Source organism: Microbacterium oleivorans, assembly GCF_023715745.1.
GTDB lineage: Bacteria > Actinomycetota > Actinomycetes > Actinomycetales > Microbacteriaceae > Microbacterium > Microbacterium oleivorans_D.
The window spans coordinates 353596-377905 of sequence record NZ_JAMBOV010000001.1 but is presented as its reverse complement, the minus strand read 5'-3'; the positions used below and the strand labels follow the sequence as shown (position 1 = coordinate 377905).

General features: G+C 71.1%; 21 protein-coding genes. 8 read left to right on the top strand and 13 right to left on the bottom strand.

Annotation, left to right across the window (positions count from 1 at the left end; translation table 11 throughout):
* Positions 1 to 45: 45 nt before the first annotated feature.
* Positions 46 to 1305: a GNAT family N-acetyltransferase gene (locus M3190_RS01835; RefSeq protein ID WP_251577740.1), complete on the top strand. Its 1260-nt coding sequence runs from the start codon at positions 46 to 48 to the stop codon at positions 1303 to 1305.
* A gap of 12 nt (positions 1306 to 1317) precedes the next feature.
* A complete protein-coding gene (locus M3190_RS01830; protein ID WP_251577738.1) occupies positions 1318 to 3456 on the top strand; it encodes an alpha-galactosidase in 2139 nt (712 codons plus the stop codon).
* Positions 3457 to 3462: 6 nt separating this feature from the next.
* Here M3190_RS01830 and M3190_RS01825 read toward each other — a convergent pair whose 3' ends face one another.
* Entirely contained in the window at positions 3463 to 3831 is a 369-nt protein-coding gene (locus M3190_RS01825) for a MerR family transcriptional regulator (protein ID WP_251577737.1), read from the bottom strand.
* A 119-nt stretch (positions 3832 to 3950) separates the two neighbouring features.
* Between M3190_RS01825 and M3190_RS01820 the strand changes: the two genes are divergently transcribed.
* A complete protein-coding gene (locus tag M3190_RS01820; protein WP_251577735.1) occupies positions 3951 to 5456 on the top strand; it encodes a SulP family inorganic anion transporter in 1506 nt (501 codons plus the stop codon).
* An 82-nt stretch (positions 5457 to 5538) separates the two neighbouring features.
* On the top strand, positions 5539 to 6609 hold the full coding sequence (locus M3190_RS01815) for a Gfo/Idh/MocA family protein (protein WP_251577733.1): 1071 nt from the start codon (positions 5539 to 5541) through the stop codon (positions 6607 to 6609).
* A 6-nt stretch (positions 6610 to 6615) separates the two neighbouring features.
* Here the strand turns inward: M3190_RS01815 and M3190_RS01810 are convergent, their stop codons facing one another.
* The 8 genes from M3190_RS01810 to recQ all read right to left on the bottom strand — a co-directional run bounded on the left by M3190_RS01810 (position 6616) and on the right by recQ (position 16345).
* Positions 6616 to 7221: an alkylhydroperoxidase domain protein gene (locus M3190_RS01810; protein WP_251577731.1), complete on the bottom strand. Its 606-nt coding sequence runs from the start codon at positions 7219 to 7221 to the stop codon at positions 6616 to 6618.
* Positions 7218 to 7835, bottom strand: coding sequence for a CMD domain protein (locus tag M3190_RS01805; RefSeq protein ID WP_251577729.1), 618 nt, complete (start codon positions 7833 to 7835; stop codon positions 7218 to 7220). Before M3190_RS01805 ends, M3190_RS01810 begins: the two co-directional genes overlap by 4 nt.
* Positions 7832 to 8893, bottom strand: coding sequence for a putative FMN-dependent luciferase-like monooxygenase (locus M3190_RS01800; RefSeq protein WP_251577727.1), 1062 nt, complete (start codon positions 8891 to 8893; stop codon positions 7832 to 7834). The genes M3190_RS01805 and M3190_RS01800 overlap by 4 nt, the downstream gene beginning before the upstream one ends.
* Positions 8890 to 10521, bottom strand: coding sequence for a dipeptide ABC transporter ATP-binding protein (locus M3190_RS01795; protein ID WP_251577725.1), 1632 nt, complete (start codon positions 10519 to 10521; stop codon positions 8890 to 8892). Before M3190_RS01795 ends, M3190_RS01800 begins: the two co-directional genes overlap by 4 nt.
* On the bottom strand, positions 10518 to 11360 hold the full coding sequence (locus M3190_RS01790; RefSeq protein ID WP_251577723.1) for an ABC transporter permease: 843 nt from the start codon (positions 11358 to 11360) through the stop codon (positions 10518 to 10520). Before M3190_RS01790 ends, M3190_RS01795 begins: the two co-directional genes overlap by 4 nt.
* Positions 11357 to 12361 carry an ABC transporter permease gene (locus M3190_RS01785; protein ID WP_251578973.1) on the bottom strand — a complete coding sequence of 335 codons (1005 nt, stop codon included), beginning with the start codon at positions 12359 to 12361 and terminating at the stop codon, positions 11357 to 11359. The genes M3190_RS01790 and M3190_RS01785 overlap by 4 nt, the downstream gene beginning before the upstream one ends.
* Positions 12362 to 12435: 74 nt before the next feature.
* A complete protein-coding gene (locus tag M3190_RS01780; RefSeq protein WP_251577721.1) occupies positions 12436 to 14091 on the bottom strand; it encodes a TIGR04028 family ABC transporter substrate-binding protein in 1656 nt (551 codons plus the stop codon).
* Positions 14092 to 14287: 196 nt separating this feature from the next.
* The gene (recQ, locus tag M3190_RS01775) at positions 14288 to 16345 is read right to left on the bottom strand and encodes a DNA helicase RecQ (protein WP_251577719.1); all 2058 of its coding nucleotides are present in this window, start codon (positions 16343 to 16345) and stop codon (positions 14288 to 14290) included.
* Positions 16346 to 16536: 191 nt separating this feature from the next.
* On the opposite strand from recQ, the gene M3190_RS01770 reads away from it, so the two are divergent.
* The 3 genes from M3190_RS01770 (at position 16537) to M3190_RS01760 (ending at position 18926) form a co-directional block, all read left to right on the top strand.
* Positions 16537 to 16995: a GNAT family N-acetyltransferase gene (locus tag M3190_RS01770; protein WP_251577717.1), complete on the top strand. Its 459-nt coding sequence runs from the start codon at positions 16537 to 16539 to the stop codon at positions 16993 to 16995.
* Between the two features lie 103 nt (positions 16996 to 17098).
* Complete coding sequence (locus M3190_RS01765) at positions 17099 to 18331, top strand: HNH endonuclease signature motif containing protein (protein ID WP_251577715.1); 1233 nt, start codon at positions 17099 to 17101, stop codon at positions 18329 to 18331.
* 58 nt (positions 18332 to 18389) lie between these two features.
* Complete coding sequence (locus tag M3190_RS01760; protein ID WP_251577713.1) at positions 18390 to 18926, top strand: GNAT family N-acetyltransferase; 537 nt, start codon at positions 18390 to 18392, stop codon at positions 18924 to 18926.
* 16 nt (positions 18927 to 18942) lie between these two features.
* Here M3190_RS01760 and M3190_RS01755 read toward each other — a convergent pair whose 3' ends face one another.
* Together M3190_RS01755 and M3190_RS01750 are read right to left on the bottom strand one after the other, a co-directional pair.
* On the bottom strand, positions 18943 to 19416 hold the full coding sequence (locus tag M3190_RS01755; protein WP_251577711.1) for a GNAT family N-acetyltransferase: 474 nt from the start codon (positions 19414 to 19416) through the stop codon (positions 18943 to 18945).
* Positions 19404 to 19955 carry a DUF1697 domain-containing protein gene (locus tag M3190_RS01750; protein ID WP_251577709.1) on the bottom strand — a complete coding sequence of 184 codons (552 nt, stop codon included), beginning with the start codon at positions 19953 to 19955 and terminating at the stop codon, positions 19404 to 19406. Before M3190_RS01750 ends, M3190_RS01755 begins: the two co-directional genes overlap by 13 nt.
* Positions 19956 to 20011: 56 nt before the next feature.
* Between M3190_RS01750 and M3190_RS01745 the strand changes: the two genes are divergently transcribed.
* Positions 20012 to 20554 carry a pyridoxine/pyridoxamine 5'-phosphate oxidase gene (locus M3190_RS01745; protein WP_251577707.1) on the top strand — a complete coding sequence of 181 codons (543 nt, stop codon included), beginning with the start codon at positions 20012 to 20014 and terminating at the stop codon, positions 20552 to 20554.
* Here the strand turns inward: M3190_RS01745 and M3190_RS01740 are convergent.
* A complete protein-coding gene (locus tag M3190_RS01740; RefSeq protein ID WP_251577705.1) occupies positions 20551 to 23055 on the bottom strand; it encodes a DEAD/DEAH box helicase in 2505 nt (834 codons plus the stop codon). The genes M3190_RS01745 and M3190_RS01740 overlap by 4 nt on opposite strands.
* Before the next feature lie 30 nt (positions 23056 to 23085).
* A complete protein-coding gene (locus M3190_RS01735; protein WP_251577703.1) occupies positions 23086 to 24291 on the bottom strand; it encodes a glycoside hydrolase family 3 N-terminal domain-containing protein in 1206 nt (401 codons plus the stop codon).
* Positions 24292 to 24310 lie beyond the last annotated feature (19 nt).

Genomic DNA, 24310 nt, shown 5'->3' with positions numbered 1-24310 from the left:
CGGCGATATCCGAGCCCGACGGCAGACTCGGCACAGGAGAGCCGGATGATCACACTCGCTCGATGGGATGCCGCCGATCGCGGCCTGCTGACGATGCTGAACACCCCCGCGATGACGGCCCACCTCGGCGGCCCGGAGACCGCAGCGCAGCTGGACGAACGGCAGGAGCGTTACCTGCGGACGTGGGATGACCGGCCCGGAGCGATGTACCGCATCGACGTCGACGGCGATGCCGCCGGCGGGATCGGATTCTGGCCGGTCGATGAGGGCGGAACGCCCGCCTTCGAGACCGGGTGGAGCGTCCTTCCCGAGTTCCAGGGACAGGGCGTCGCCACCGCAGCTCTGCGCCTGCTGATCGCCGAGGTGCGTCGCGACGGCAGCCGCACGCTCCTCATGGCCTACCCCGCCGTGGACAACGTGCCCTCGAACGCCCTGTGCGCACGAGCGGGATTCGAGGAGCGCGGCACCGGGTCGGAGCCGTGGCGCGGCGGCATCCTCACCTCCCGGAGGTGGGCGCTCGACATGTCACCGCTGGATCTGACCGGGCGCACCCCGGACGTCGACGAGCGCTTCGTCGGCGACGCGCTCGCCACCGAGCGGTGGTGGCCGCACTATCTGCCGCACTGGTCGTCGCGCGAGAGGACGGCGGCCGGGTACCGCCTCGGGAGCGGCCTCGAGCTGCGCGTCGATGCGGGGACCGAACCCTGGGCGCCGGAGTGGGACGGCGCCGTCCGCGTGTCGCACCTGCAGTCCGGGCAGGGCGCCGCAGAGGTCGGATCGGATGCCGGGCAACACCGCTTCCGCGACGGGCTCGTCGTGCGGGAAGCGCAGGAAGAGCGTCGATTGTGGCTGCCGCGCTTCGGCGTGATCGCGGCACGCATGTCGGCGGTGCGACATCCGGACGCCCTGGTGGCGTTCTGGCCGATCGGTTTCGAGGATGCGCCCGAGGAGTCCGGGGAGATCTGCATCGCCGAGATCTTCGGTTCGGAGATGGACGACACCGGCGGATGGGTCGGCGTCGGCGTGAAGGCGCAGCACGATCCGCGGCTGCGCGACGATGTCGAGAAGGTACGGATCGACGGTGACCTCACCCTGCCGCACGACTACGCCGTGGAGTGGTCGCCCGACCGGCTGCGCTTCTTCATCGACGGCCGCTGGGTGAGGACCGTCGCGCAGCGGATCCACTACGCCGTGCAGCTCATGATCGATCTCTACGAGCTCCCTCGGCAGGACGGATCCCGCGATGTCGAGGCGCTGCCGCACGTTGCACGGATCGAACGTGTGTGCACGTTCCCAGAGGCCTGACACACTGGATGCATGCGCGCCCTTCCCGCTGCCGAGACCGTCGTCCACCTCCGCTCCGGCGGCACCAGTGTCGTCGTCGACCTGCAGCCCGGTTCGGTCCCGGCGGTCGTCCACTGGGGGGACGATCTGGGCGACGCGCCCCGGGAGACGCTCGTCTCCCTCGCGACGGCGTCGCGGCTGCAGCGCATCTCCGGCGGGCTCGACCGCACCGTGCGACACGGCATCGTGACGACAGCGGCGTCCGGATGGGCGGGCACCCCGTCGCTGGAAGGGCATCGTGACGGCGAGGGCGTGAGCGCCGTCCTCGCCGTGTCCGACGCCCGCGCGTCGGACGACGCCATCGAGGTGGACCTCGCCGACAGCGAGGCCGGCCTTTCGGCGCGGTGGGAGCTGCGGGTGACGGCGTCGGGCCTGGTGCGGGTGCGGACGTCGGTGCGCAACGACGGCCCGGGTGCGTACACGGTGCAGGCGTTGCACACGACTCTCCCCCTGCCGTGGGAGGCCACGGAGATCCTCGATACGACGGGGCGTCACCTGCGGGAGCGGTCGGCGCAGCGCCACGAGCTCACGTTCGGCACCCATCTGCGCGAGTCCCGGCGCGGGCGGACGGGTGCGGATGCGACCCTGCTGCTCGCCGCGGGCGTCCCGGGGTTCGGTTTCGAGCGTGGGCGGGTGCACGGGGTGCACCTAGCGTGGAGCGGCAACTCGCGCATCTTCGCGGAGCGGGTGCCGACGGGCGAGTCGTTCCTCGGAGCCGGCGAGCTCTACCTGCCGGGTGAGATCCGTCTCGCGCCCGGCGAGGAGGTCACCTCGCCGGAACTACTGGGCTCGTGGGGCGACGGGCTGGACGAGCTCGCGGTCCGTTTCCATGAGGAATGGCGTGCGCGGCCGCAGCATCCGGCCCGGCCTCGCCCGATCACGCTGAACACGTGGGAGGCGGTGTACTTCGACCATCGCCTGCCCAAGCTGATCGCCCTCGCCGACGCCGCGGCCGAGTTGGGTGTCGAGCGGTACGTGCTCGACGACGGCTGGTTCCGCCACCGTCGTGACGACACCGCGGGGCTCGGTGACTGGTACGTCGACGAGAGCGTCTGGCCCGACGGCCTGCACCCCATCGCCGACCATGTGGTGGCGAAGGGGATGGAGTTCGGCCTCTGGTTCGAACCCGAGATGGTCAACCCCGACAGCGACCTCGCCCGGTCGCACCCCGACTGGATCCTCCGCGGTCGGGCCGAGCTGCCGCCCTCCTCGCGGCAGCAGCAGGTGCTGAACCTCGCCCACCCCGACGCGTACGCGTACATGTTCCGGGTGATCTCCGACATCCTGACGACCTACCCGATCGCGTACGTGAAGTGGGACCACAACCGTGACCTCGTCGACGCGGCCGCAGGTCCCGGCGGCGCGGCGCACGTGCACGCGCAGACCCTCGCCGTGTACCGCCTCATCGACCAGCTGAAAGCCGCGCATCCGGGCCTGGAGATCGAGAGCTGCGCCTCCGGCGGTGCCCGGGTGGACCTCGGCATCCTCGACCGCACCGACCGGATCTGGACCAGCGACTGCCTCGACCCGGTCGAACGGCTCGAGAATCAGCGCTACACCGGCCTGGTCGTCCCGCCCGAGATGATGGGCATGCACCTGACCACCCCGCACGTGCACTCCACCGGCCGCACCGTCTCGCTCACCCTGAGCGGCGCCGTCGCCCTGTTCGGCCACTTCGGCATCGAATGGGACGTCACCACCCTCACCGACACGGATGCCGCCGCGGTCGGCGACTGGGTCGCGCTCGCGAAGCGGGTGCGCCCCCTCGTCGCGACCGGGCGGATCGTGAACGCCGACGTCGCCGACCCCGGGCTCGACGTCCGCGGCGTCGTCGCCGCAGATGCGGCATCCGCGTTCTTCACCCTCACCCAGACCCAGACGCTCATCTCGTCGCCGACCGGACGGGTGCGACTGCCGGGACTGGACCCGGATCGGACGTACCGGATCCGGATCGTCACGCCCGGCGGGATCATCGAGACGCCCGCGCAGTCGCCCCTCGAATGGGCGCACCAAGACACGGTGCTGACCGGACGCCAGCTCGCCGTCGTCGGTGTCCGCCCGCCCGTGCAGAACCCGCAGCAGGCCGTCGTCATCGAGGTGACGGCGATCTGACGCCGGTCAGATCTCGGCGAGCAGCGCGAGGAACTCGTCGGCCATCTGGACCTGACGGCTGAGCTTCTCGCGCCGCGACGCCGCCTCGACGCGCACCGCGTCGAGGCGGGCGCGCACCTGCTGATCGTCGGCGTCCGCCGCGATCGCATCGACGACACCGAGGAGTTCGCGCATCTCTTCGAGAGAGAACCCCAGCGGCTTCATCCGGCGGATGAGGAGGATGCGGGTGACATCGTCCTCGGTGTACAGCCGAAAGCCGCCGTCGGTGCGGGCGGACGGAGTGACGAGGCCGATCTCGTCGTAGTGACGGAGGGTGCGGAACGAGAGCTCGGTCCGCTCGGCGACCTCGCCGATGCGCATCGTGCCGTCGGTCACGTGGCTCCCTCGAATGGACACAAAACCTCACGCAACGTTAGGTTTGATGGGATGCGCGATCTGCGCACCCCCATTCTCCCGCGTCGCCCGAGCGTACGCGCACCCTCTCTCGGAGTCCCATGACGATCACGCCCATGCGCTCGCGCATCGAACCGACGGTGCTGCAGGCACTGCGCAGCCCTCGCCTCCTCACCCGCGAGGTGCTCGCCGGACTCGTCGTCGCGATCGCGCTCATCCCGGAGGCGATCGCGTTCTCGATCATCGCGGGGGTCGACCCGCGCCTCGGGCTGTTCTCGTCCTTCATCATGGCGGTCGCGATCTCGTTCCTCGGGGGACGCCCCGCGATGATCACCGCGGCCACAGGCGCGATCGCCCTCGTCATCGCTCCGGTCGCCCGCGAGTACGGAATGGACTACTTCATCGCGACGGTGCTGCTCGGCGGGGTGATCCAGGTCGTGCTCGGCGCCGTCGGTGTCGCGAAGCTCATGAGATTCATCCCGCGCAGCGTCATGGTGGGCTTCGTCAACGCCCTCGCGATCCTCATCTTCCTCGCGCAGCTGCCCCAGCTGATCGGCGACGGCATTCCCTGGCTCGTCTGGCCGCTGGTCGCCGTCGGCCTGGTGATCCTGTACACGATCCCGAGGTTCACCAAGGCCGTCCCGGCGCCGCTCGTCGCCATCGTGCTGCTCACGGCCGCGGTCGTCGTCTTCGCCTGGAACGTCCCGACCGTGGGCGATCAGGGCGAACTCCCGAAGAGCCTGCCCGAACTCTTCATCCCGAACGTCCCCCTGACGATCGAGACGCTGCAGATCATCGGGCCCTTCGCCCTCGCGATGGCCGTCGTCGGTCTGCTCGAGTCGCTCATGACCGCCAAGCTCGTCGACGACATCACGGACACGCACTCCTCCAAGACCCGCGAGAGCCTCGGGCAGGGTGCCGCGAACATCCTCTCGGGCGCGTTCGGCGGGATGGGGGGCTGCGCCATGATCGGGCAGACGATGATCAACGTGAAGGCGTCGGGCGCCCGCACGCGCATCTCGACCTTCCTTGCGGGCGTGTTCCTGCTGATCCTCGTCCTCGCGCTCGGCGACGTCGTCGCGATCATCCCGATGGCCGCCCTCGTCGCCGTCATGATCGTCGTCTGCATCGCCACGTTCGACTGGCACAGCGTGCGCCCGTCCACGCTGCGGCGGATGCCGAAGAGCGAGACCGCCGTGATGCTCATCACCGTCGTGGCCACCGTCTGGACCCACAACCTCGCGATCGGCGTCATCCTCGGCGTCCTCGCGGCGATGGTCATGTTCGCCCGGCGCGTCGCACACTTCGTGACCGTCACGCGGACCGTCGACGCGGCGGCATCCACCGCCCACTACGCGGTCGACGGTGAGCTGTTCTTCGCCTCGAGTAACGACCTGACGACGCAGTTCGCGTACGCCGAGGACCCCGCGAACGTCGTCATCGACATGTCGCGCTCGCACGTGTGGGATGCGTCGACCGTTGCCGCGCTGGATGCCGTCGTCAGCAAGTACGAGCGCCACGGCGCGACGGTGACGATCGTGGGGTTGAACGACGCGGCATCCGCCTTCCACGGCCGACTCAGCGGCCGTCTCGGCGCCGGCGAATGAGGGCACCGGGGTTGACCGCGCCGCCCGCTCCCTGAAGGATGCCGGGGGCGGCCCGCGTGGGACGTCAGGACGAAGGGGTCTCATGACGCAGCCGGCACGATTCGCGATCATCGGCACGGGCTGGCGGGCGGAGTTCTTCCTGCGCCTGGCGGCCGCCGCACCCGACCGCCTCGAGGTGACGGGTGTGCTGGCGCGCTCCGACGCGTCGGCGGCCCGGATCTCTCCGTGGGGCGCACCGGTGCACCGCTCGCTCGATGATCTGCTCGCGGCGCGGCCCGACTTCGTGATCGCGTCGGTGTCGTGGGACGCCATCCCGGGCGTCATCACCGAGCTCGTCGGCCGCGGAGTGCGGGTGCTCGCCGAGACGCCTCCCGCGCCCGACGCCGACGGACTCCGCACGCTGTGGCACGACGTGGGGGCGAGCCGGCTCGTGCAGGTGGCGGAGCAATACCTGCTCATGCCGGGCCACGCCGCGCGCCTGGAGGTCGTCCGCTCCGGCGCGCTCGGCACGATCGGCGCGGTGCAGGTGTCGTCGACGCACCTGTACCACGCGACCTCGATGATCCGCGCGTTCCTGAGTGCCGGTATGGCCGAAGCCACCGTGTCGGCCCGGACGTTCACCGCACCCCTCGTCGACCCGCTCTCCCCAGCCGGGTGGTCGGACGACCTCGATCCGAAGGAACGGACCACGACCATCGCGACGCTCGATTTCGGCGACGGTCGCATGGGGCTGTACGACTTCGTCGACAACCAGTGGTGGAATCCCATCCTGTCGCGTCGCATCGTCCTGCGCGGCTCGCACGGCGAGCTCGTCGACGACGCCGCGCGCCGGTTCGAGGGCGCCGAGGTGATCACCTCGCCGATCACCTACCGCCGCACGGGCGTCGACCTGAACCTCGAGGGCAACGACGTCGTGTCGGCCGCGTTCGAGGGACGGATCGTCTACCGCAACCCGTGGGCGGGCACCCGGCTGTCCGAGGACGACATCGCCGTCGCGTCGCTGCTCGAGCTCACCGGGCAGTGGGCGCGGGGTGACGGCCCCGAGCCCTACCCGCTCGCCGAGGCATGCCAGGACCACCTGCTCGGGCTCGCGATCGGCGAGTCGGCGCGCTCCGGCGTCGACGTCCGGGTCGCGCGGGAACCCTGGAGCTGACACCCGTCAGCGTGCGGCCGGCACCTCGGGCTCGCCGAGCGACAGCATGAGACGGTTCGCCCAGTTGAAGAACGCCGCGCCGCCGATGACGTCGACGATCGAGGCGTCGTCGAGCCCGGCATCCCGCAACCGATCGACGTCCGCGGTGTCGAACTCCAGCGGGGTGGTCGTGAGGGAGACGGATGCCGCGACGATCGCGTTCCAGCTCTCGTCGCCGAGGTCGGCCGTCGTCCCCTCGTCGAGGAGCCGCTGCACGTCCTCACGACGGCCGGACTCCCGGGTCGCCGCGGCGGAGTGCACGGAGGCGCAGAAGACGCATCCGTTGGCACGGCTGGCTGCGGTGGCGGCGAGCTCCCGCTCCGCCCGGCCGACGCCCCCCTCGACGTTGAAGAAGATGTCGAGGTCGGTGAGGGTGCGCGCCTCGAGCGCGTCGGGGTCGCGGGCGAGCAGCCGGAAGTAGGGCATCCTCGCGCGGGCCGGTTCGATGAGGGCCTCCCGCTGCCGCTCGGTCAGCTGCGCCTCGAGGACGGGCGCGAGCCACGGCACCCACCCGAGCCCCTGCTGCGTGAACCGGTCGGGACGAGCGAGGTCGGGGTACTCGGTGACGGTCATCGCGCGGCTCCTTCGAGGGCCTGGGAGGTGGTGGCGGAGGTCGACTGGCCGAGGACGCGCAGGCCCCAGGCGAGACGCAGCTGGAACGCGAGGAAGGCGACGAGCTGCGAGAGGCTCACGATCGCGTCGGCGGACCACCCGGCATCCGTCAATTGCCGCAGGTCCTGCGGCGACGCCTCACGCGGACGGAACACCAGCAGGTGCGTGTGGGCGAGAGCCGCGGCGAGACGGTCGTCGACGGCAGCGGATGCCGGGTGCCAAACGACGGCGGGCGTGCTCTCGCCGGCGAGGCCGGGCTCGCGGTAGGCGCCGACCGGACCGCGCTGCGCGGCGTCGGCCGCGAGAACCGCGATCGCGTCGGCGCGGGCGGCGTCCTCCTCGCGGAGCAGGTCGTCGTAGAACGCGGTGGCACCGTCGAATCCATGGAGGCGCGCGGTGAACGCGGCGATCGCGTACCGCTCGGCGACGGGGAAGTCCGCCGCGTCGGAGGGTTCGAGGAGCGCCTCGAAGCTCCGCTGCGCGTTCGTCCGGGCCTGCGGACGCAGCGCGCGGACTGCGGCGAGCGGGCTGCCCGGCGTGATGCCGGCGAGCAGGTCGATGATGTCGGCGGTCATGCGTACTCCTTCCGGGCCGCGGCCCGATGGTGGACTCGGAGGTCGTCGGCGGCGTCCGGACCGGTCGCCCACCCGAGCCGAGGCGCCACCTCCCGGCCGAGCAGTTCGATGGATCGGAGGGTGAGCTCGTGGCTCGCGGCGACGGAATGGACCTGGAAGGTGACGTCGGTCGCTTGCGCGATGATCGGGTCGGCCGCGAGCGAGGCCGCGACCTCGTCGACCGTGCCGATGTGCGTGTCGGACAGGCGGATCAGATCGGCGAGGGGCAGGGCCGCCGCGTACCCGCCGATCAGCTGGGCCGCGACGACACGCAACCCTCGTTCGGCCAGCACGAAGGCGTGCTCGCGCTGATCGGCGTCGACGACGAACGCGGTGCGGGATGCCAGGATGCGGGGAACCGCACCGCCCGGCAGAGCGTCGAGGTACGCGTCGACGATGGGCTGCTGGATGTCGCCGATGGTCGCGTCGGGCGCCTCGGGCGTGCGCGGCTGCGTGCGGGAGAGGAGGAGTCCGTCCCCCGCCGCGCCGGCGCGGGCGCCCCCGCCGGCGGAGAAGGTCGCCTGCCAGATGCGGTCCGCGAGGTCGCCGGCGGGCGGGTAGGCGACCGACCCCGTGCCGCGCACGCCATCGCCGCGCAGCGTGCCGCGGAACACCTCGAGGTGCTCCGCGTGGAGGGCGGCGCGGTCGGCGGCATCCCTCCCGAAGGCGGCGAACGACCCGGGCGTGCCGCCCGAGGCGACCCCGAGCTGCAGCCGTCCGCCGCTCAGTGCGTCGAGCACGGCGGCATCCTCCGCCGCTCGGACCGGATCCTCGATCGGGAGGGTCAGGACGGCCGTCCCGAGGCCGATCCGGCTCGTGCGCTCGGCAGCCGCGGCGAGGAAGACGAGCGGGGACGGCAGTCCGCCCTCGTGCTCGCCGAAGTGGTGCTGGGCCACCCAGGCCGAGGCGAAGCCGGACTGCTCGGCGCGCTCGATCTGCTCGAGCCCGAAACGGTACCTGTCGGCGGCGGATGCATCCTCGAGCAATCGGCTGAAAAAGCCCAGGCGCGGCGTCGTCATGCGGTGTCCTTCCTGAGAGCGGATCCGGGGACGGCGTCGAGCAGCCCCCTGGTGTAGTCGTGTCGCGGTGCGCCGAAGACCTCGTCGACGGTGCCGTGCTCGACCTGGACGCCGCGGCGCAGGACCGACACCGTGTCGGAGATCTGCCGGACGACGGCGAGGTCGTGGGAGATGAAGACGTACGCGAGGCCGAGGTCCTGCTGCAGGCTCGCGAGGAGCCGAAGGATCTGCGCCTGCACCGTGACATCGAGCGCCGAGACCGCCTCGTCGAGGACCACCAGTCTCGGCTCGAGGATGAGCGCCCGCGCGATCGCGACGCGCTGACGCTGCCCGCCCGACAGCTCGCGGGGCCGACGTGCGGCGATCTCGGGAGCGAGCGCGACCTGCTCGAGCGCCCGCTCGGCCCGTTCGGCCCTCTCGGCGGCGGAGCCGAGACCGAAGTTCCGCAGCGGCTCCTCGAGGATCGCACCGATGCGCTGGCGCGGATCGAGCGACGCGTAGGGATTCTGATAGACCAGCTGCACCGTGCGGCGGTAGCCGCGGCGGTGACGACCCGGGCGGAGGGCGGTCACGTCGACACCGTCGACCGTGATCGTCCCGCGCTGCGGAGCGCCGAAGCCGGCGAGCGCGCGACCGATCGTCGTCTTGCCCGACCCCGACTCCCCCACGATCGCGTGGGTGGATCCGGCCGCGACGGTGAACGAGACGTCGTCGACGGCCACGAACGGCGACCGCGCACCCGCGCGGGTGAACTCCTGTCGCAGCCCCGAGACCGTGGCCAGAGGCCCGGCGGTGACGGATGCCGGTGGCCGACGCTCGACGACGTGCCCGAGCGACGGTGCGTCGGCGAGGAGCCGGCGGGTGTAGTCGGACGCGGGTGCGGCGAGCACGGATCGGGCGGGTCCGGACTCCTGCACCGCACCGTCCTTCATGACGACGATCGTGTCGGCGCGATCCGCGGCGACGGCGAGGTCGTGCGTGATGAACAGCACGCCGGTGCCGGTGTCGGCGCGCAGCCGGTCGAGCAGGTCGAGGACCGTGCGCTGGACGGTGACGTCGAGGGCGCTCGTCGGCTCGTCGGCGATGATCAGCTCGGGATCGAGGGCGAGCGCCGCGGCGATGAGCACGCGCTGGCGCATCCCACCCGAAAGCTCGTGGGGGTACTGGCGGTACCGCGTGGCCGGGTCGTCGATCTCCACTCGCTCGAGCAGGTCGAGCACGCGCGCGCGGATCTTCGCGGCATCCCTCCATCCGTGGATGCGCAGGACCTCGCCGATGCTCGCGCCGATCGTGGCGACGGGGTTGAGCGAGTTGCCGGGGTCCTGCGGGACGAGCGCGACGCGTGTGCCGCGGAGCGCGCGCCAGCGGCGGTCGGGGAGCCCGACGAGGCTCGTCTCACCCTCGGCGCCGTGGAGTGTGATCCCGCCGCCGTCGATGCGGCCGTTGCCGGCGAGCAGGCCGATGGTCGCCTGTGCGACCGTCGACTTGCCGGAGCCCGACTCGCCGACGAGCGAGGTGACCTGTCCGCGTGCGACGTCGAGCGAGACACCGCGGACGGCGGCGACGTCACCGCGTTCGGTCCGGTAGCGGACGACGAGGTCGCGGATGCTCAGCAGCGGACCGGTCATGGGCGTTCCCCTCCCCGCAGGGCCTGACTGAGGCGGTTGGTGGCGAGCACGACCGCCACGACGACGAGGCCCGGGAGGACGGTGAGCCACCAGGCGGTCGCGACGTAGTTGCGCCCCTCGGAGATGAGCAGTCCCCACTCCGGGGTGGGCGGCGGCGCGCCGTATCCGAGGAACCCGAGCGTCGAGATCTGCAGGATCGCCGACCCCAGCTGCAGCGCGGCGAGTGCCAGGACCGGGGTGAGCGAGTTCGGCAGGATGTGGCGCCACAGGACGGATGCCGCCGTGCCCCCCGATCCGTACGCGGCCTCGACGTAGTCCGCCACCCGCACACTGACGACCTGCGCGCGGGCGAGCCGGGCGAAGACGGCGACGGAGGTCACGCCGACGGCGAGCGCCGCATTGGTCGTGCCGAAGCCGAGCAGGATGACCACGCTCAGCGACAGCAGCAGCGCGGGGATCGCCAGCAGCACGTCGACGACGCGCATGAGGATCTCGTCGACGACACCGCCGGTCGCGCCGGCGGTGACGCCGATGGCCGTGCCGGCGACGAGCCCGACGAGGACGGCGACGAGCGCGCCCGTGATGGAGTGGGACGCCCCGTGGATGACACGCGCGAAGACGTCACGACCCGTGGCATCCGTCCCGAACCAATGCGCAGTGCTCGGCGCCTGCAGGGCCGGCGCGATCGACTCGGTGGGGCTCGTCGCCGTGAACAGTCCCGGCACGACCGCCCACGCGACCGCGATGAGCAGGACGAGCGCGGGAATGACGGTGCCGATCCGCAGGAGGCGTCGCGGCGAGGCGGTGAGGGCGACCGGCCGCGGGAGGGTGAGGGTCATCGCGCGATCCCTTCGGTGAGCGGGGTCGCCGCCACGACACCGGGAAGGCGACCGCGGGAGGCGGCCGGTGTGCGGGAGCCTCGACGCAGACGCGGGTCGAGGAGCGGGTACAGCAGGTCGACCAGGAGGTTGATCAGAACGAATGCCACGGACGAGATGACGACGATCGCCAGGAGGACGGGGGTGTCACGGTTCGCGACCGCCTGAGCGGTGAGCTGACCGATGCCGGGACGTCCGAATACCGCTTCGGTGACGACGGCGCCGCCGACGAGCTCGCCGAAGAGGACTCCCGCCATCGTCAGGGTGGGAAGGAGCGCGTTGCGGGCGACGCCGCGCCAGAGCAGCCATGAGGTGCTCGCTCCGCGCGCGCGGACGACGGCGACGAACGGCTGCTCCGACACCTCGTCGATGCTGCGGGTCAGCACCTGTGCGAGCGGCGCGGCGATGGGGACGGCGAGCGTCAGGACGGGGAGGATCAGCGCCTCGACCGGGTCGGCCCCGATGAGCGGCACCCAGCCGAGCTGGAAGGAGAACACCTGGATGAGGATGATGCCGATCCAGAAGACGGGCATCGAGACGAACAGCGGCGGCAGCTGCCGGAAGATCGCGCGCAACGGCCGGAACGCCCCGTAGGTGGCGGTGAAGGCGATGACGACAGCGACGAAGACCGCGACCGCGAGGCCGAGCACGGCGAGGGTGAGGGTGGACGGCAGGGCGACGGCGACGAGATCGGCGACCGCTGCGCCGCTCTGCACCGAGTAACCGAGGTCACCGCGGACGAAGGACGCGACGGTGTCGACGTACCGCTCGAACAGAGGCCGATCGGCTCCGTAGGCGGCTCGGATCTCGTCCAGCTGAGCGGGTGTCAAGCCGAGCTCGGGGCTCCCGTAGCGCGCGAGCACGCCGTCGCCGGGCAATGCCGCGAGCAGCAGGTACGCGGCGGTGAAGGCGAGCAGCAGGACCAGGAGGGCGCCGCCGGCGCGCCGCAGGACGAAGAGCATGGTCACCTCTCGATGGGGAACGGGGTGGATGCGGGGAGGGGTCGCCTCCCCGCATCCGGGTCACGGACTCTGCGTCATCCGGCGAGCCACGTGCTGTAGAACGACGGGCGACCGATCGACTCGGTCGCGAAGCCGTGGACGGCGTCGACGTATCCGTAGACCTGCGGCTCCTCGAAGAACGGCAGGATGTATGCCTGCTCGGCGAGACGCTGCTGAGCAGCGGCGGATGCCTCCTGGCGGGCCTCCTCGGTGGGGCTGGAGGCGATCGCGAGCAGCAGCTCGTCGAGCTCGGCGTCGGCGACGGTTCCGTCGGGGTAGCCGTTGAGGAGCGCGTTGCGGTTGCCGGAGTAGTACTGCGACTTCAGGACGTCGTAGTCGGCGCGACCGACCATGGAGTGGTAGATCTGCAGCTCGCCGGGGACGCCGCGCGCGGCATCCTGCGCTGCCTGGTCACCGGGGAGCAGGATGATCTCGACGCCGATGTCCTGCAGCTGGTCCTGGATGAGGGTGATCACCTCGCGGGAGCGCGGCTGCGGCAGGGCCTCGTTGACCGTGAGGGAGAGGCGCGTGCCGTCCTTCTCGCGGATTCCGTCGGCACCAGGAACCCAGCCTGCGTCGTCGAGGAGCTTCTTCGCCTGGTCGGGGCCGTAGACGTAGAACTCCGACGTGTCCGTGTAGCCGCGGGCGGTGGTCGCGAGCGCCCCGGTGGCGAGCGGGTAGCTGTCGCTGAAGAGGGTGTCGACGATGGCCTGGCGGTCGATGCCGGCGATGAGCGCCTGCCGCACCGCGAGTTCGGACGTGACGGGGTCGCGCAGTCGGAAGCTCAGCCCGTTGTTCACGCCGTTCGTCGCGGAGGCGAGCAGCTGCAGGCCGTCGGCGGAGAACTGCGCCTCGTCAGGGGCTTCGATCCCGCGGGCGATGTGGGCCTGTCGCGAGACGACCGTGCCGACGCGGACGCTGTCCTCGGAGGCGACGACGTAGTCGATGCCGTCGAGGTAGGCACGGCCCTGGTGCTCGAGCGAGGGCGGCGCCCAGTCGTAGTCGTCGCGTGCCTTCAGGCTGATCTTCGTGCCGATCTCCTCTGCGGCGACGACGAACGGGCCGCTGCCGATGATCTCGGTCGCGTTGCCGGGGCCGAACTCCTCGCTCGTGCGGTCGAGGGTCTCGTCGGAGAGGAGACCCGCGTTGATCGCCGAGGTCGCCTGCGCGAACCCGGGCGCGGGAGCGCTGAAGTGGAAGCGCACGGTGTGGTCGTCGAGCACCTCGCTGCTCTCGTAGTTGGTCACCTGCTCCGACACGGTGAACTTCCGGTCGGGGTCGCCGAGACCGAGGAGGTCGAAGTTCTTCGCGACGTTCTCCGCGTCGAGCGGGGTGCCGTCGGAGTAGGTGACGTCGTCGCGGAGCGTGAACGTGTACTCAGTGGCATCCGCGTTCACCTCGGGCAGCTCCGTCGCGATCCACGGCTCGAGTTCGAGGGTCTCGGGGTCCTGGTAGAGCAGACGGTCGGTGATGTTGTTGATGACACCGCCGTTCGGGTAGAAGCCGCCCGATCCCGGGTACAGGGTGTTCCAGGTCTGTGGCTCGAGGTAGGTGAGGGTGCCGCCGGTCTGCGGTTCGCCCGCGGCGGCGTTGGAGCTGGGGGTGGTGCCGGCGCCGGCGCAGCCGGCTATCGCGGCGACGAGGGCGGCGCCGAGGGTGACGGCCAGGGCGGCGCGGAGGGGACGGGTCATGAGGACTCCAGGACGGATGAGGAGGGGTGCAGGCCTCATCCGAGCACGCCCGCTCCGCGGCCGCACGCCGGGCAGTCACGGGAGGTAAGAGTGTTACGTCACATGCCGATCACGCCTTGTCGTGGAAGGTGATCCGGTAGGGGACGTGTCGACTCGGATGACCCGGGCGCTGCGGGACCGCTGATCGGGCGAGCGCTCAGGCGTTCGCAGCGATGACGGCGACGACCGCCTCACCGTAGGCCTCGCGCTTCTTGGCGCCGATGCCGGTGATCCCGTCGAGGGCGCCGATCGAGCGCGGTCGGTGCTCGGCGAGGGCGCGGAGCGTCGCATCGCCGAACACGATGTAGGCGGGGACGCCCTGCTCCCGCGCCTGCTCGGCACGCCACGCGCGCAGCGCCTCGAAGAGGTCCCGATCGCCCTCGGGCAGCGAATCCGCCGTCGAGGCCTTCTTGGCGCGGGTCGCTCCTCCGCCGGTGCGCCCGAGGACGTCGCGCCGCAGCGGCACGGCCTCCTCTCCCCGCAGGACCGCTGCCCCGGTCTCGCCGACGGTGAGCACGCCGTACTCGCCCTGAGCGACGAGGATGCCGCGGGCGAGGAGCTGCCGGACGACCGAGCGCCAGTCCTGCTCGGAGAGGTCGTTCCCGATCCCGTAGGTCGAGAGCTTGTCGTGACCCTGCTGCCGGATGCGCTCGGTCGAGGCTCCGCGGAGGATGTCGATGAGGTGACCGGCGCCGAACGCCTGGTTGCGTTCGCGCTGCAGACGGACGATCGTCGACAGGAGTTTCTGCGAGGCGATCAGCCCGTCCCAGGTGTCGGGCCGGGTGAGGCAGGTGTCGCAGTTGCCACAGGCATCCGAGGACTGTCCGAAGTAGTTCAGCAGGTTCTGTCGGCGGCACGAGACGGTCTCGCAGAGCGCGAGCATCGCGTCGAGGTGCTGCCCCATGCGCATCTTGTAGGTGCGGTCGCCGGGCGACTGGTCGATGAGTCGCCGCTGCTGCACGACGTCGCCGAGGCCGTACGCCATCCACGCGACCGCCGGCTCGCCGTCGCGACCGGCACGACCGGTCTCCTGGTAGTACCCCTCGACGGACTTCGGCAGGTCGATGTGGGCGACGAAGCGCACGTCGGGCTTGTCGATGCCCATGCCGAAGGCGATCGTCGCGACCATGACGACGCCGTCTTCGCGCAGGAATCTCGACTGGTGCCGGGCACGCATCGAGGCATCCAATCCCGCGTGGTACGGCAGCGCGTCGACACCCTGCGTGCGCAGGTACTCGGCCGTCTGCTCCACCGACTTGCGGCTGAGCGCGTAGACGATGCCGGCGGCGCCCTCGGGCTGCGAGCGCACGAACTGCACCAGTTGGCGGCGCATGTCGACCTTCGGCTCGATGCGGTACTGGATGTTGGGTCGGTCGAAGCTCGCGACGAAGTGACGAGCGTCGGGCAGGTGCAGGCGCTCGGTGAGCTCGGTGTGCGTGGCCCTCGTCGCGGTGGCGGTCAGCGCCATGCGCGGGACGCCGGGGAACCGCTCGGCGAGGTCGCCCAGGGCGAGGTAGTCGGGGCGGAAGTCGTGCCCCCACTGCGACACGCAGTGGGCTTCGTCGATCGCGATGACACTGAGCTGCGCGCGCTGAAGGAGGGCGGTCGTCGCGGGGACCGACAGCCGCTCGGGCGCGACGTAGAGCAGGTCGAGCTCGCCGTCGAGGAGCGCCTGCTCGACTCCGGCGCGCTCGGCAGGGGTCTGCGTCGAATTCAGGTACGCCGCGCGGACGCCGTTGGCGATGAGCGCGTCGACCTGATCGTGCATGAGCGCGATGAGGGGGCTGACGACGAGTCCCGTTCCGGGACGGACGAGCGCCGGCACCTGGTAGGTGATCGACTTGCCGCCGCCGGTCGGCATGAGCACGACGGCATCGCCGCCCGCGATGACGTGGTGGACGATGTCGCCCTGGTCGCCGCGGAACGCGGTGTACCCGAAGACCTCGGTGAGCACCTTCACCGGGTCGTCGCCGACGTGGTCGCGGCGTTCGAGCCGCAGGACGGATGCCGGGGGTGCGGCCGGGCGCTGTGCAGTCGGCCGGGCCGGTGCGGCGCGGGTGGGCTCAGCCCGCGTCGCGCGGGCGACGGACGCGGCGTAGTCGTCGTATCGCGGATCGGGCGGGGGCGGCGAGTCGAAGTCCTCGGGCGGCGCGACGTCGTCGGGATCCCACACGAGATCGGCGTAGGGGTCGTTCTGCCATCCGCCGTCACTCACCCGGTCCACCCTAGCCGCGGCATCCGACAGGGTCTGCGGGTGTGGAGGGTCTCGGCACGCTTGCGAGGATGGGGAGACCGATTCGCGAGACTGCACCCGGGCGACGAGGATGCGGCGCGCGAACGCAGTCTCGACTCGCTCGCGCAGTCTCGGCGCAGGGGGGCGCGGCGCGGGAACGGGGAGGAGCGGGGATGGAACTGAGCAGGTGCATGACGGCGGATGCCGGTGAGGTCGAGGCGTTCCTGCGCGAGGTCGACCTGACGGTGACCGGGCTGGACGAGCCGTCGGTGCGGCTGTGGGTCGAGCGGGACGAGTCGGGTCGGATCGTCGGTAGCACGGGCTACGAGCTGAGCCTCGACGGACGCCACGCGTTGATCCGGAGTGTGGCGGTGGTGTCCTCTTCGCGGGCGCGCGGTCGCGGGACCGATCTGGCGAGATTCGCACTCGATCGCGCCGCGGAAGAAGGTGCGACGACCGCGTGGCTGTTCAGCCGCCGATCGGGCGGGTTCTGGCAGTCGCTCGGGTTCGCCGGCGCGGATCTGTCGGAGCTCGCGCGGGTCCTGGCGGAAACGCACCAGGTGCGGACGTTCGTCGCGACGGGGCAGATCACGCGCGAAGTGGCGTGGATGCGGGGGCTCGGCGGGGTGTGAATGGGGCGCCCGGGTGGGGCGCCGAGAGCGGGCGGCGTGCCCGGGGCTGCGGCGGGATCACGGTGCCGGAGGGGATGTCGGAACCCCCTCCTAGTCTGGGACTATGTCCAGTTCGCCCGATGCTCGCGACGAGGTCCCCGAGGGGATCCCGACCGCGCTGGACTGGGTGGTGATGTGCGCCGACATGGCGACGGTGCATGCGGCGCAACGGTATGCGTGCATCGTCGAGTTGTGGGATGACGCGATCGCCGATGCGCGGCGGCGGGAGGAACCGGTCGCGTTCGTGGAACGGTCGGTGCGGCTCGAGGTCGCGGCTGCGTTGCGGATCACGGAGCACGCCGCGGGACGTCTCATGGGCATCGGGCATGCGCTCGTACGTCGGTACCCGCAGGTGTGGGAGGCGATGAGTCGTGCGGTGATCACCGAGGCCCACGCGACGATCATCGTCGACGGGCTCGACCAACTCGAGAACGTGACCGCAGGGCTCATCCACGAGGTGCTGAGCCTGGCGGAAGAACAGTCGACGGGTCCGTTCCGGCGGGCGGTGAAACGCATTATCGACCGGGAGCAGGAAGCGACCCTCGCGCAGCAGCACGCCGCGGCCCTCGCGCACCGGCACGTGCGGGTCGATGCCGGGGTGGACGGGATGGCGTGGCTGACCGCGCACCTGCCCGCGGTGGAAGCCCACGCGATCCTCGGACGGCTCACCGCCATCGCGAAAACCCTCGACGATGACCGGTCCCTGGATCAGAAGCGCGCGGACGTGTTCGGGGATCTCCTCATCGACGGAGAGACCGAGTCGCTGCCGGCGAAGGCACGAGGCATCCGTCCGACCGTGACGGTCACCGTTCCCGCCCTCACCCTCCTCACCGGCGAGGGGCCCGCGGCGCAGCTCGACGGGATCGGACCGATCCCGGTCGAGAAGGCGCGGGAACTCTGCGGGACGGCATCGGGGTGGATGCGGGTGCTCACCCACCCCGAGACCGGGGCCGTCCTCTCCGTCGGACGCGACACCTACCGGCCACCCGCAGACCTCCGCCGGCTGGTCGCCTGGCGGGCCGCACGGTGCATGGCCCCCGGATGCGGGATCCCCGCCGACCGGTGCGACATCGACCACACCACCAACTGGCACCACGGCGGAACCACCGCCTCCGACAACCTCGCCCCGCTGTGCCGCGGGCACCACACCCTCAAACACCAGACCGACTGGCAAGTCCGAGCCAGACCCGGCGGCGCGCTCGAATGGACCTCACCCGCCGGACGCGTCTACCTCGTCCACCCCGAACGCCGCATCCCGACCTTCACCGTCGACCCACCCGGACCACCACCGTTCTAGGCGATGTCGCTGAAGGCCGAGTCGGGTTGCGACCCGACGGCTGAGGCAGGATGGGGGCGTGAGTGTCACGCTTCGCCCGTGGGATGCCGGTGATGCCTCCGCGCTGAGCGAGGCATCACGCAGCGCCTCTGATCTGGCGACGCAGTTCGGAGGCGTCGACCTGCCGAGCCGGGCAGCTGCTGCGACGTTCATCGACCGATCCCTGCGCTTCGACGAGCACGTGAAGAACTGGGCCGTCGTCGAGGACGGTATCGCGGTCGGCAACGTCGGAGCGGCTGCGATCGAGTTCCGGCACGAGACGGCGTGGATGTCCTACTGGCTCGCACCCGCTGCGCGCGGCAAGGGCTACGCGGCGGGCGCGCTCATCGCGGTGAGCGAGTGGGCCTTCGCGAACGGGCTGTATCGGCTCGAGCTCGGACATCGGGTGAACAACCCTGCGTCATGCCGAGTGGCGACGGCGGCGGGATTCCTCGCCGAGGGGATCGAGCGGGAGAAGCTCCGCTACGGCAAGCTTCGCTATGACGTCGAGACCCACGCGCGACTCGTCACGGACCCCGCTCCTGCAGCGAGACTCGTGCTGCCGATCGCGCACTGATCGCAATCCCGCGTTCTCACCGCACCATCCGCGCTTCCACGATTCCCGCCGTTCCGGGGTCGCTCTGCTCGGCGCCGTCGAAAGCGAAGCCGTTGCGGCGGTAGAACGCGATGGCCCGAGGATTCTCTTTCGCGACCCACAGCACCGCCGGACCCGGCGGGAGCACTCCGTCGAACAGCCTCTGCCCGATCCCGGCGCCGTGCTGCGCCGCCAGGACGTAGAGCATGTACAGCTGCGGGATTCCCTCATCGGAGATCCCGGACATCGCGAAACCGATCAGCTCGCCGTCGGCCTCCGCCACCCGTACGACATGCTCCGGGCGCGAATCGGTGAGGATCCGCGTCCACATGCGACGCCGCCGGTCCAGGAGCTCTCCGGTGAAGAAATCGTCGGGGAGCAGATGCCCATACGTCTCACGCCACGTCGCGACATGCAACGCGGCGATCGTCTCGGCGTCCGTCAGCCGCGGGTCGCGGATCACCGCATCCACGCGCTGCACCACTTCTCGGCCAGAGCCAGGACCACACTCGCGTTCCGGTTCGTCGCGACACCCAGCCGCGACGCCGCCCCGAGTGGGTCGACGGTGCCGTCCTGATACCCCGGCTCGAGCAACGCGTGCGCCGCCCGGCCGCGGACGACCATCAGACCCTTGTCGGACGCCCTCGCCTCGACGTCTGCGACCTGCGAGGTCGTCAACTCGTCCTTCAGCAGGTAGACGTAATGCCGCGCGAGCCCGGGGTTCTCCTCGCCCAGCTGCCGCGTCTCCGCGGCGAGCGCCGCGAACTCCTTCGCGGCGTAGACGACGGTCGGCACCTCGAACCCGCGATCCGCGGCGAACGCGGTCTCCAGCGTGCGCTCGATGCGCTCGCGCGAGCGCATTCGCGACTCGAAGCGCACGTTCCCCGTGTTGATGTGGGTCACGACCTCCTCGAACCCGACGCTCTCGACGACGCGCCGGATGTCGTCCTTCGGGAAGACCCGCTTCGCCCCCAGGTTGATCGCGCGCAGGAATGCCAGGTAGGTCGCCACGAGGTCAGTCTGCCCGCCCGCGCCGACATCACGACAGCCGGGAGCAGGATGGGAGTATGAACGAGCTCACGCGGTGGCTCCGCGCCCAACCTTCCCTCATCGGGTCGCCCCCACCTCTCGAGCTCTCCGACCTGCCGTCAGACCCCGTCACCCTGTTCGAGACGTGGATACGTCACGTCGCCCGGGCCGGCGTCGCCGAACCGCGCGCGATGACCCTCGCGACAGCGGATGCCGCGGGCCTCCCCGACGCGCGCACCCTCATCCTCAAGGGAGTCGACACCGAAGGCTGGGCCTTCGCAGGACCACGCCGCTCCGAGAAGGGACGGCAGCTCGCGAACAACCCCGCCGCCGCGCTGAACTTCTGGTGGCAACCCCTCATGCGCGCCGTGCGGGTCCGGGGCCCCGTACGCGAGGCCGACCCCGAAGAGAGCGCGGCGGACGTCGCCGGCAGCCCGGCCGCAGCCCTCCACCAGGCCGGCGGTTGGGTGCTGTGGCGCCTCGTCCCCGACCGCATCGAGTTCTGGCAGGGCTCACCCGACCGCCGTCACGTCCGCATCGTCTACACCCACGACGGCGACGGCTGGACCCGCCACACCTAGAGCCGCACGACCTCGGTCACCCGCACGACCGCGACGCCCTCGTCGACGGATGCCTCCAGGTCGACCTCTGCACGGATCCGCCAGTCGTGGTCGCCCGCCGGGTCGTCGATGATCTGCTCTACCCGCCACACACCCTCGGACGCCGACGACTCGTCGATGACGCATAACGCGGGGCTCCGAGCGGCGCCGCCGGTGAGGATCTCGTCGTGATCGTCGAAGTACCGGTCCAGGACGTCGGGCCACGCGGCATCCGGATCCAGCTCGACCAGCGCATCGTCGTCCTGCAGCGCGGCCAGCTGCACCCGGCGGAACATCTCGTTGCGCACCAGCACGACGAACGCGCGACGGTTGGTGAGGATCGACGGCGGCGCCGGCGGCACGACCGGTGCTTCCGGGTCGTCCGCTGGATTCACCAGCGCGTTCCACTCGTCGACGAGACTCGAGTCCACCTGCCGCACCAGCTCGCCGAGCCACTCGATCAGGTCGAGCAGCTCGTCGGTGCGGGCCTCAGCGGGCACCGTCTGCCGGATCGCGCGGTACGCGTCGGACAGGTACCGCAGCACCAGGCCCTCGCTCCGCCCGAGCCCGTAGAACGAGACGAACTCGCCGAATGACATCGCCCGCTCGAACATGTCCCGCACGACCGACTTCGGCGACAGCTCGAAGTCGCGCACCCACGGCTGACTCGACGCGAACGTCTCATACGCCTGCGCCAGCAGCTCGGCCAGCGGCTTCGGCCACGTCACCGCCTCGAGCAGCTCCATGCGCTCGTCGTACTCGATGCCGTCGCGCTTCATCGCCGCGACCGCCTCGCCGCGCGCCTTGTACTCCTGCTGCGACAGGATCGCGCGCGGGTCGTCGAGCGTCGCCTCGATCACGCTCACCACGTCGAGCGCGTGATGACCGCTGCCGACGCCGGCGTCACCGGCATCCGGGTCGAGCAGATCGATCGCGGCGAGCGCGAACGGCGACAGCGGCTGGTTGAGCGCGAAGTTCGGCTGCAGGTCGACGGTGAGGCGGATGCCGTCGGCATCGGCCACGACGATGTCGGCCGCCACGAGGGTCCGGAACAGCGCGATCGCCCGGCGGGCCAGCTCGTACTTCCGGGCTCGCGGCTCGTGATTGTCGAAGACGAGCGACCGCACGTTCTCGAACACGTCGCCCCCACGGCCGATGACGTTGATGAGCATCGCGGAGGTCAGCTGCAACTGCGGCGAGAGCGGCTCGGGCTCGGCCGCGACCAGTCGCTCGAACGACCCCTCGCCCCAGTTGACGACGCCCGTCGGCGCCTTCTTGCGGACGATCTTCTTGCGCTTCGCGGCATCGTCCCCCGCCTTCGCGAGCGCGACCGCGTTCTCGATCTCCCACTCGGGGGCCATCACGACGACGCTGCCGTGCGTGTCGAACCCGGCGCGCCCCGCACGACCGGCGATCTGATGGAACTCCCGCGCCGACAGCTGACGCATCTTCGTGCCGTCGTACTTCGACAGCGCCGTGATCAACACGGTCCGGATCGGGACGTTGATGCCGACGCCCAACGTGTCGGTGCCGCAGATGACGCGGAGCAGGCCGCGCTGCGCGAGCGTCTCGACGAGTCGGCGGTAGCGCGGCAGCATCCCTGCGTGATGCACGCCGATGCCCGCGCGCACCAGTCGGGACAGCGTCTTGCCGAAGCCGGTCGTGAAGCGGAAGCCGCCGATGGCGTCCGCGATCGCATCGCGCTGCTCGCGCGTCGTGACCTTCACGCTCGACAGCGCCTGCGCCCGCTCGAGGGCTGCCGCCTGCGAGAAGTGGACGATGTAGACCGGCGCCTCGCCGTTCTCGAGCAGCCCTTCGAGCACCTCATGGACCGGGCGGCGGGCGTAGGAGAAGTCGAGCGGGACCGGTCGCTCCGCGCCCGCGACGAGGGCGACCGGCCTCCCGGTGCGTCGCTCGAGATCGGTCGAGATCGCCGACACGTCGCCGAGGGTCGCCGACATGAGGAGGAACTGCGCCTTCGGCAGGAGCAGGAGCGGCACCTGCCACGCCCACCCCCGGTCGGGATCGCCGTAGTAGTGGAACTCGTCCATCACGACCTGGTCGATCTCCGCGTCGGGACCCAGCCGGAGCGCGGTGTTCGCCAGGATCTCGGCGGTGCAGCAGATGATCGGCGCGTCGGGGTTCACCGACGAATCGCCGGTGACCATGCCCACGGCATCCGGTCCGAAGATGTCCACGAGTGCGAAGAACTTCTCGCTGACGAGGGCTTTGATGGGCGCCGTGTAGTACGTGCGGCCCCCGCGAGCCAGGGATGCCGCGTGTGCCGCGACAGCGACGAGCGACTTTCCCGTGCCGGTGGGAGTCGCGAGGATCACGTTCGATCCGGACGCGAGCTCGATGATCGCCTCGTCCTGCGCCGGGTAGAGCTCGATGCCGCGCTCGAGCGTCCACTCGAGGAAGCCCTCGTAGACGGCGTCCGGGGTCGCCCCGACGGGGATGCGGTCCCGGAGCGTCGAGGTCATCCCTCGAGTCTGCCCCACGGGGCCGGGTGGTCAGGCCATGTCGGCCTTCGCGGCGAGCACACGGGCTGCGGCCGCGTCGACCTGCGCGGCGAACTGCGGGTCGCTCTTCGCCTCGGCGAGCACGGCGTCGTACATCGCCGGGAACACCGACGGCTTCGCCGAGACCAGCACCACGTCGACGCCCGCGGAGATCGCGTCGACGGCGCGCTCCGCGGGCGTCCACGCCGACACCGCGACGGCCGCGGAGAGGTCGTCGGAGAACACCGCACCGTCGAACCCGACCTGCTCGCGCAGCACATTCAGCACCTTCGGCGAGAACACCGCCGGACCCGACCCGTCGATGCGGTCGTAGATCGCCGACGAGACCATCACCGCGCTCGGTCCGGCCTCGACCAGCGGCCGATAGACGTCGACGTCAGGACCGTCGGCGGTCACGGTCGTGTCGACGACGTCCGCGGTGGTGTCGGTGTTGGCCGTGACGTGCCCGAGGCCCGGGAAGTGCTTGAAGGTGGGAAGGATGCCGGCAGCCCGCATCCCCTCGGCGAACGCCCCCGCCTTCGCCGTGACCGTCGTCGCGTCGTACCCGTACTGCCGGCCGTAGCCGCCGACGGGTGGGTTGTCGAAGCGGGTCGCCTCGCTTGTGACGATGTCGGCGACGGGCGCGAGGTCGAGGGTGACGCCCGCGTCGGCGAGCTCGCGACCCCACCGCTCGGCCGACGCGCGGAGCTGGTCGGCCGACAGATCGGCCTGTCGGATGCCGTACGGCATCGCATCGAAGCCCCGGCCCTGCAGCACCTGCACCTCGCCGCCCTCCTGGTCCGTCGCGACCCACAGCGGTGCGCCCTCGGGATGGTCGAGCGCCGTGAAGTCCGCCACGACGTCCGCGGTGGCGGCGACTCCTTCCCGTGACCGGCCGCTGAGGAAGACGCCGCCCACATGACGATCCTCGACGGCGGCGAGGGTCGCGGGCGAAGCGGCGGTCGCCCGCGTTCCGACCATGAACAGCTGTCCGACACGCTCCTCGAGGGTGAGAGCGGCCACCGGGTCGGGGGTCGGGGTCGGCGTGGGGGTCGCGGACGGGGTCGGCGTGGGGCTCGCGGAGGGGGACGCCGCGGTCGCCGACGGCGACGGCGACGCGGGCGTGGATGCGGAGGGCGGTGGCGCTGCGGCGCACCCGCCGAGCAGGGACACGACCAGGACCGCGCCGAGGACGCACCACCTCAGAGACCGACGCATGCGCACATTCTCCCTCGCC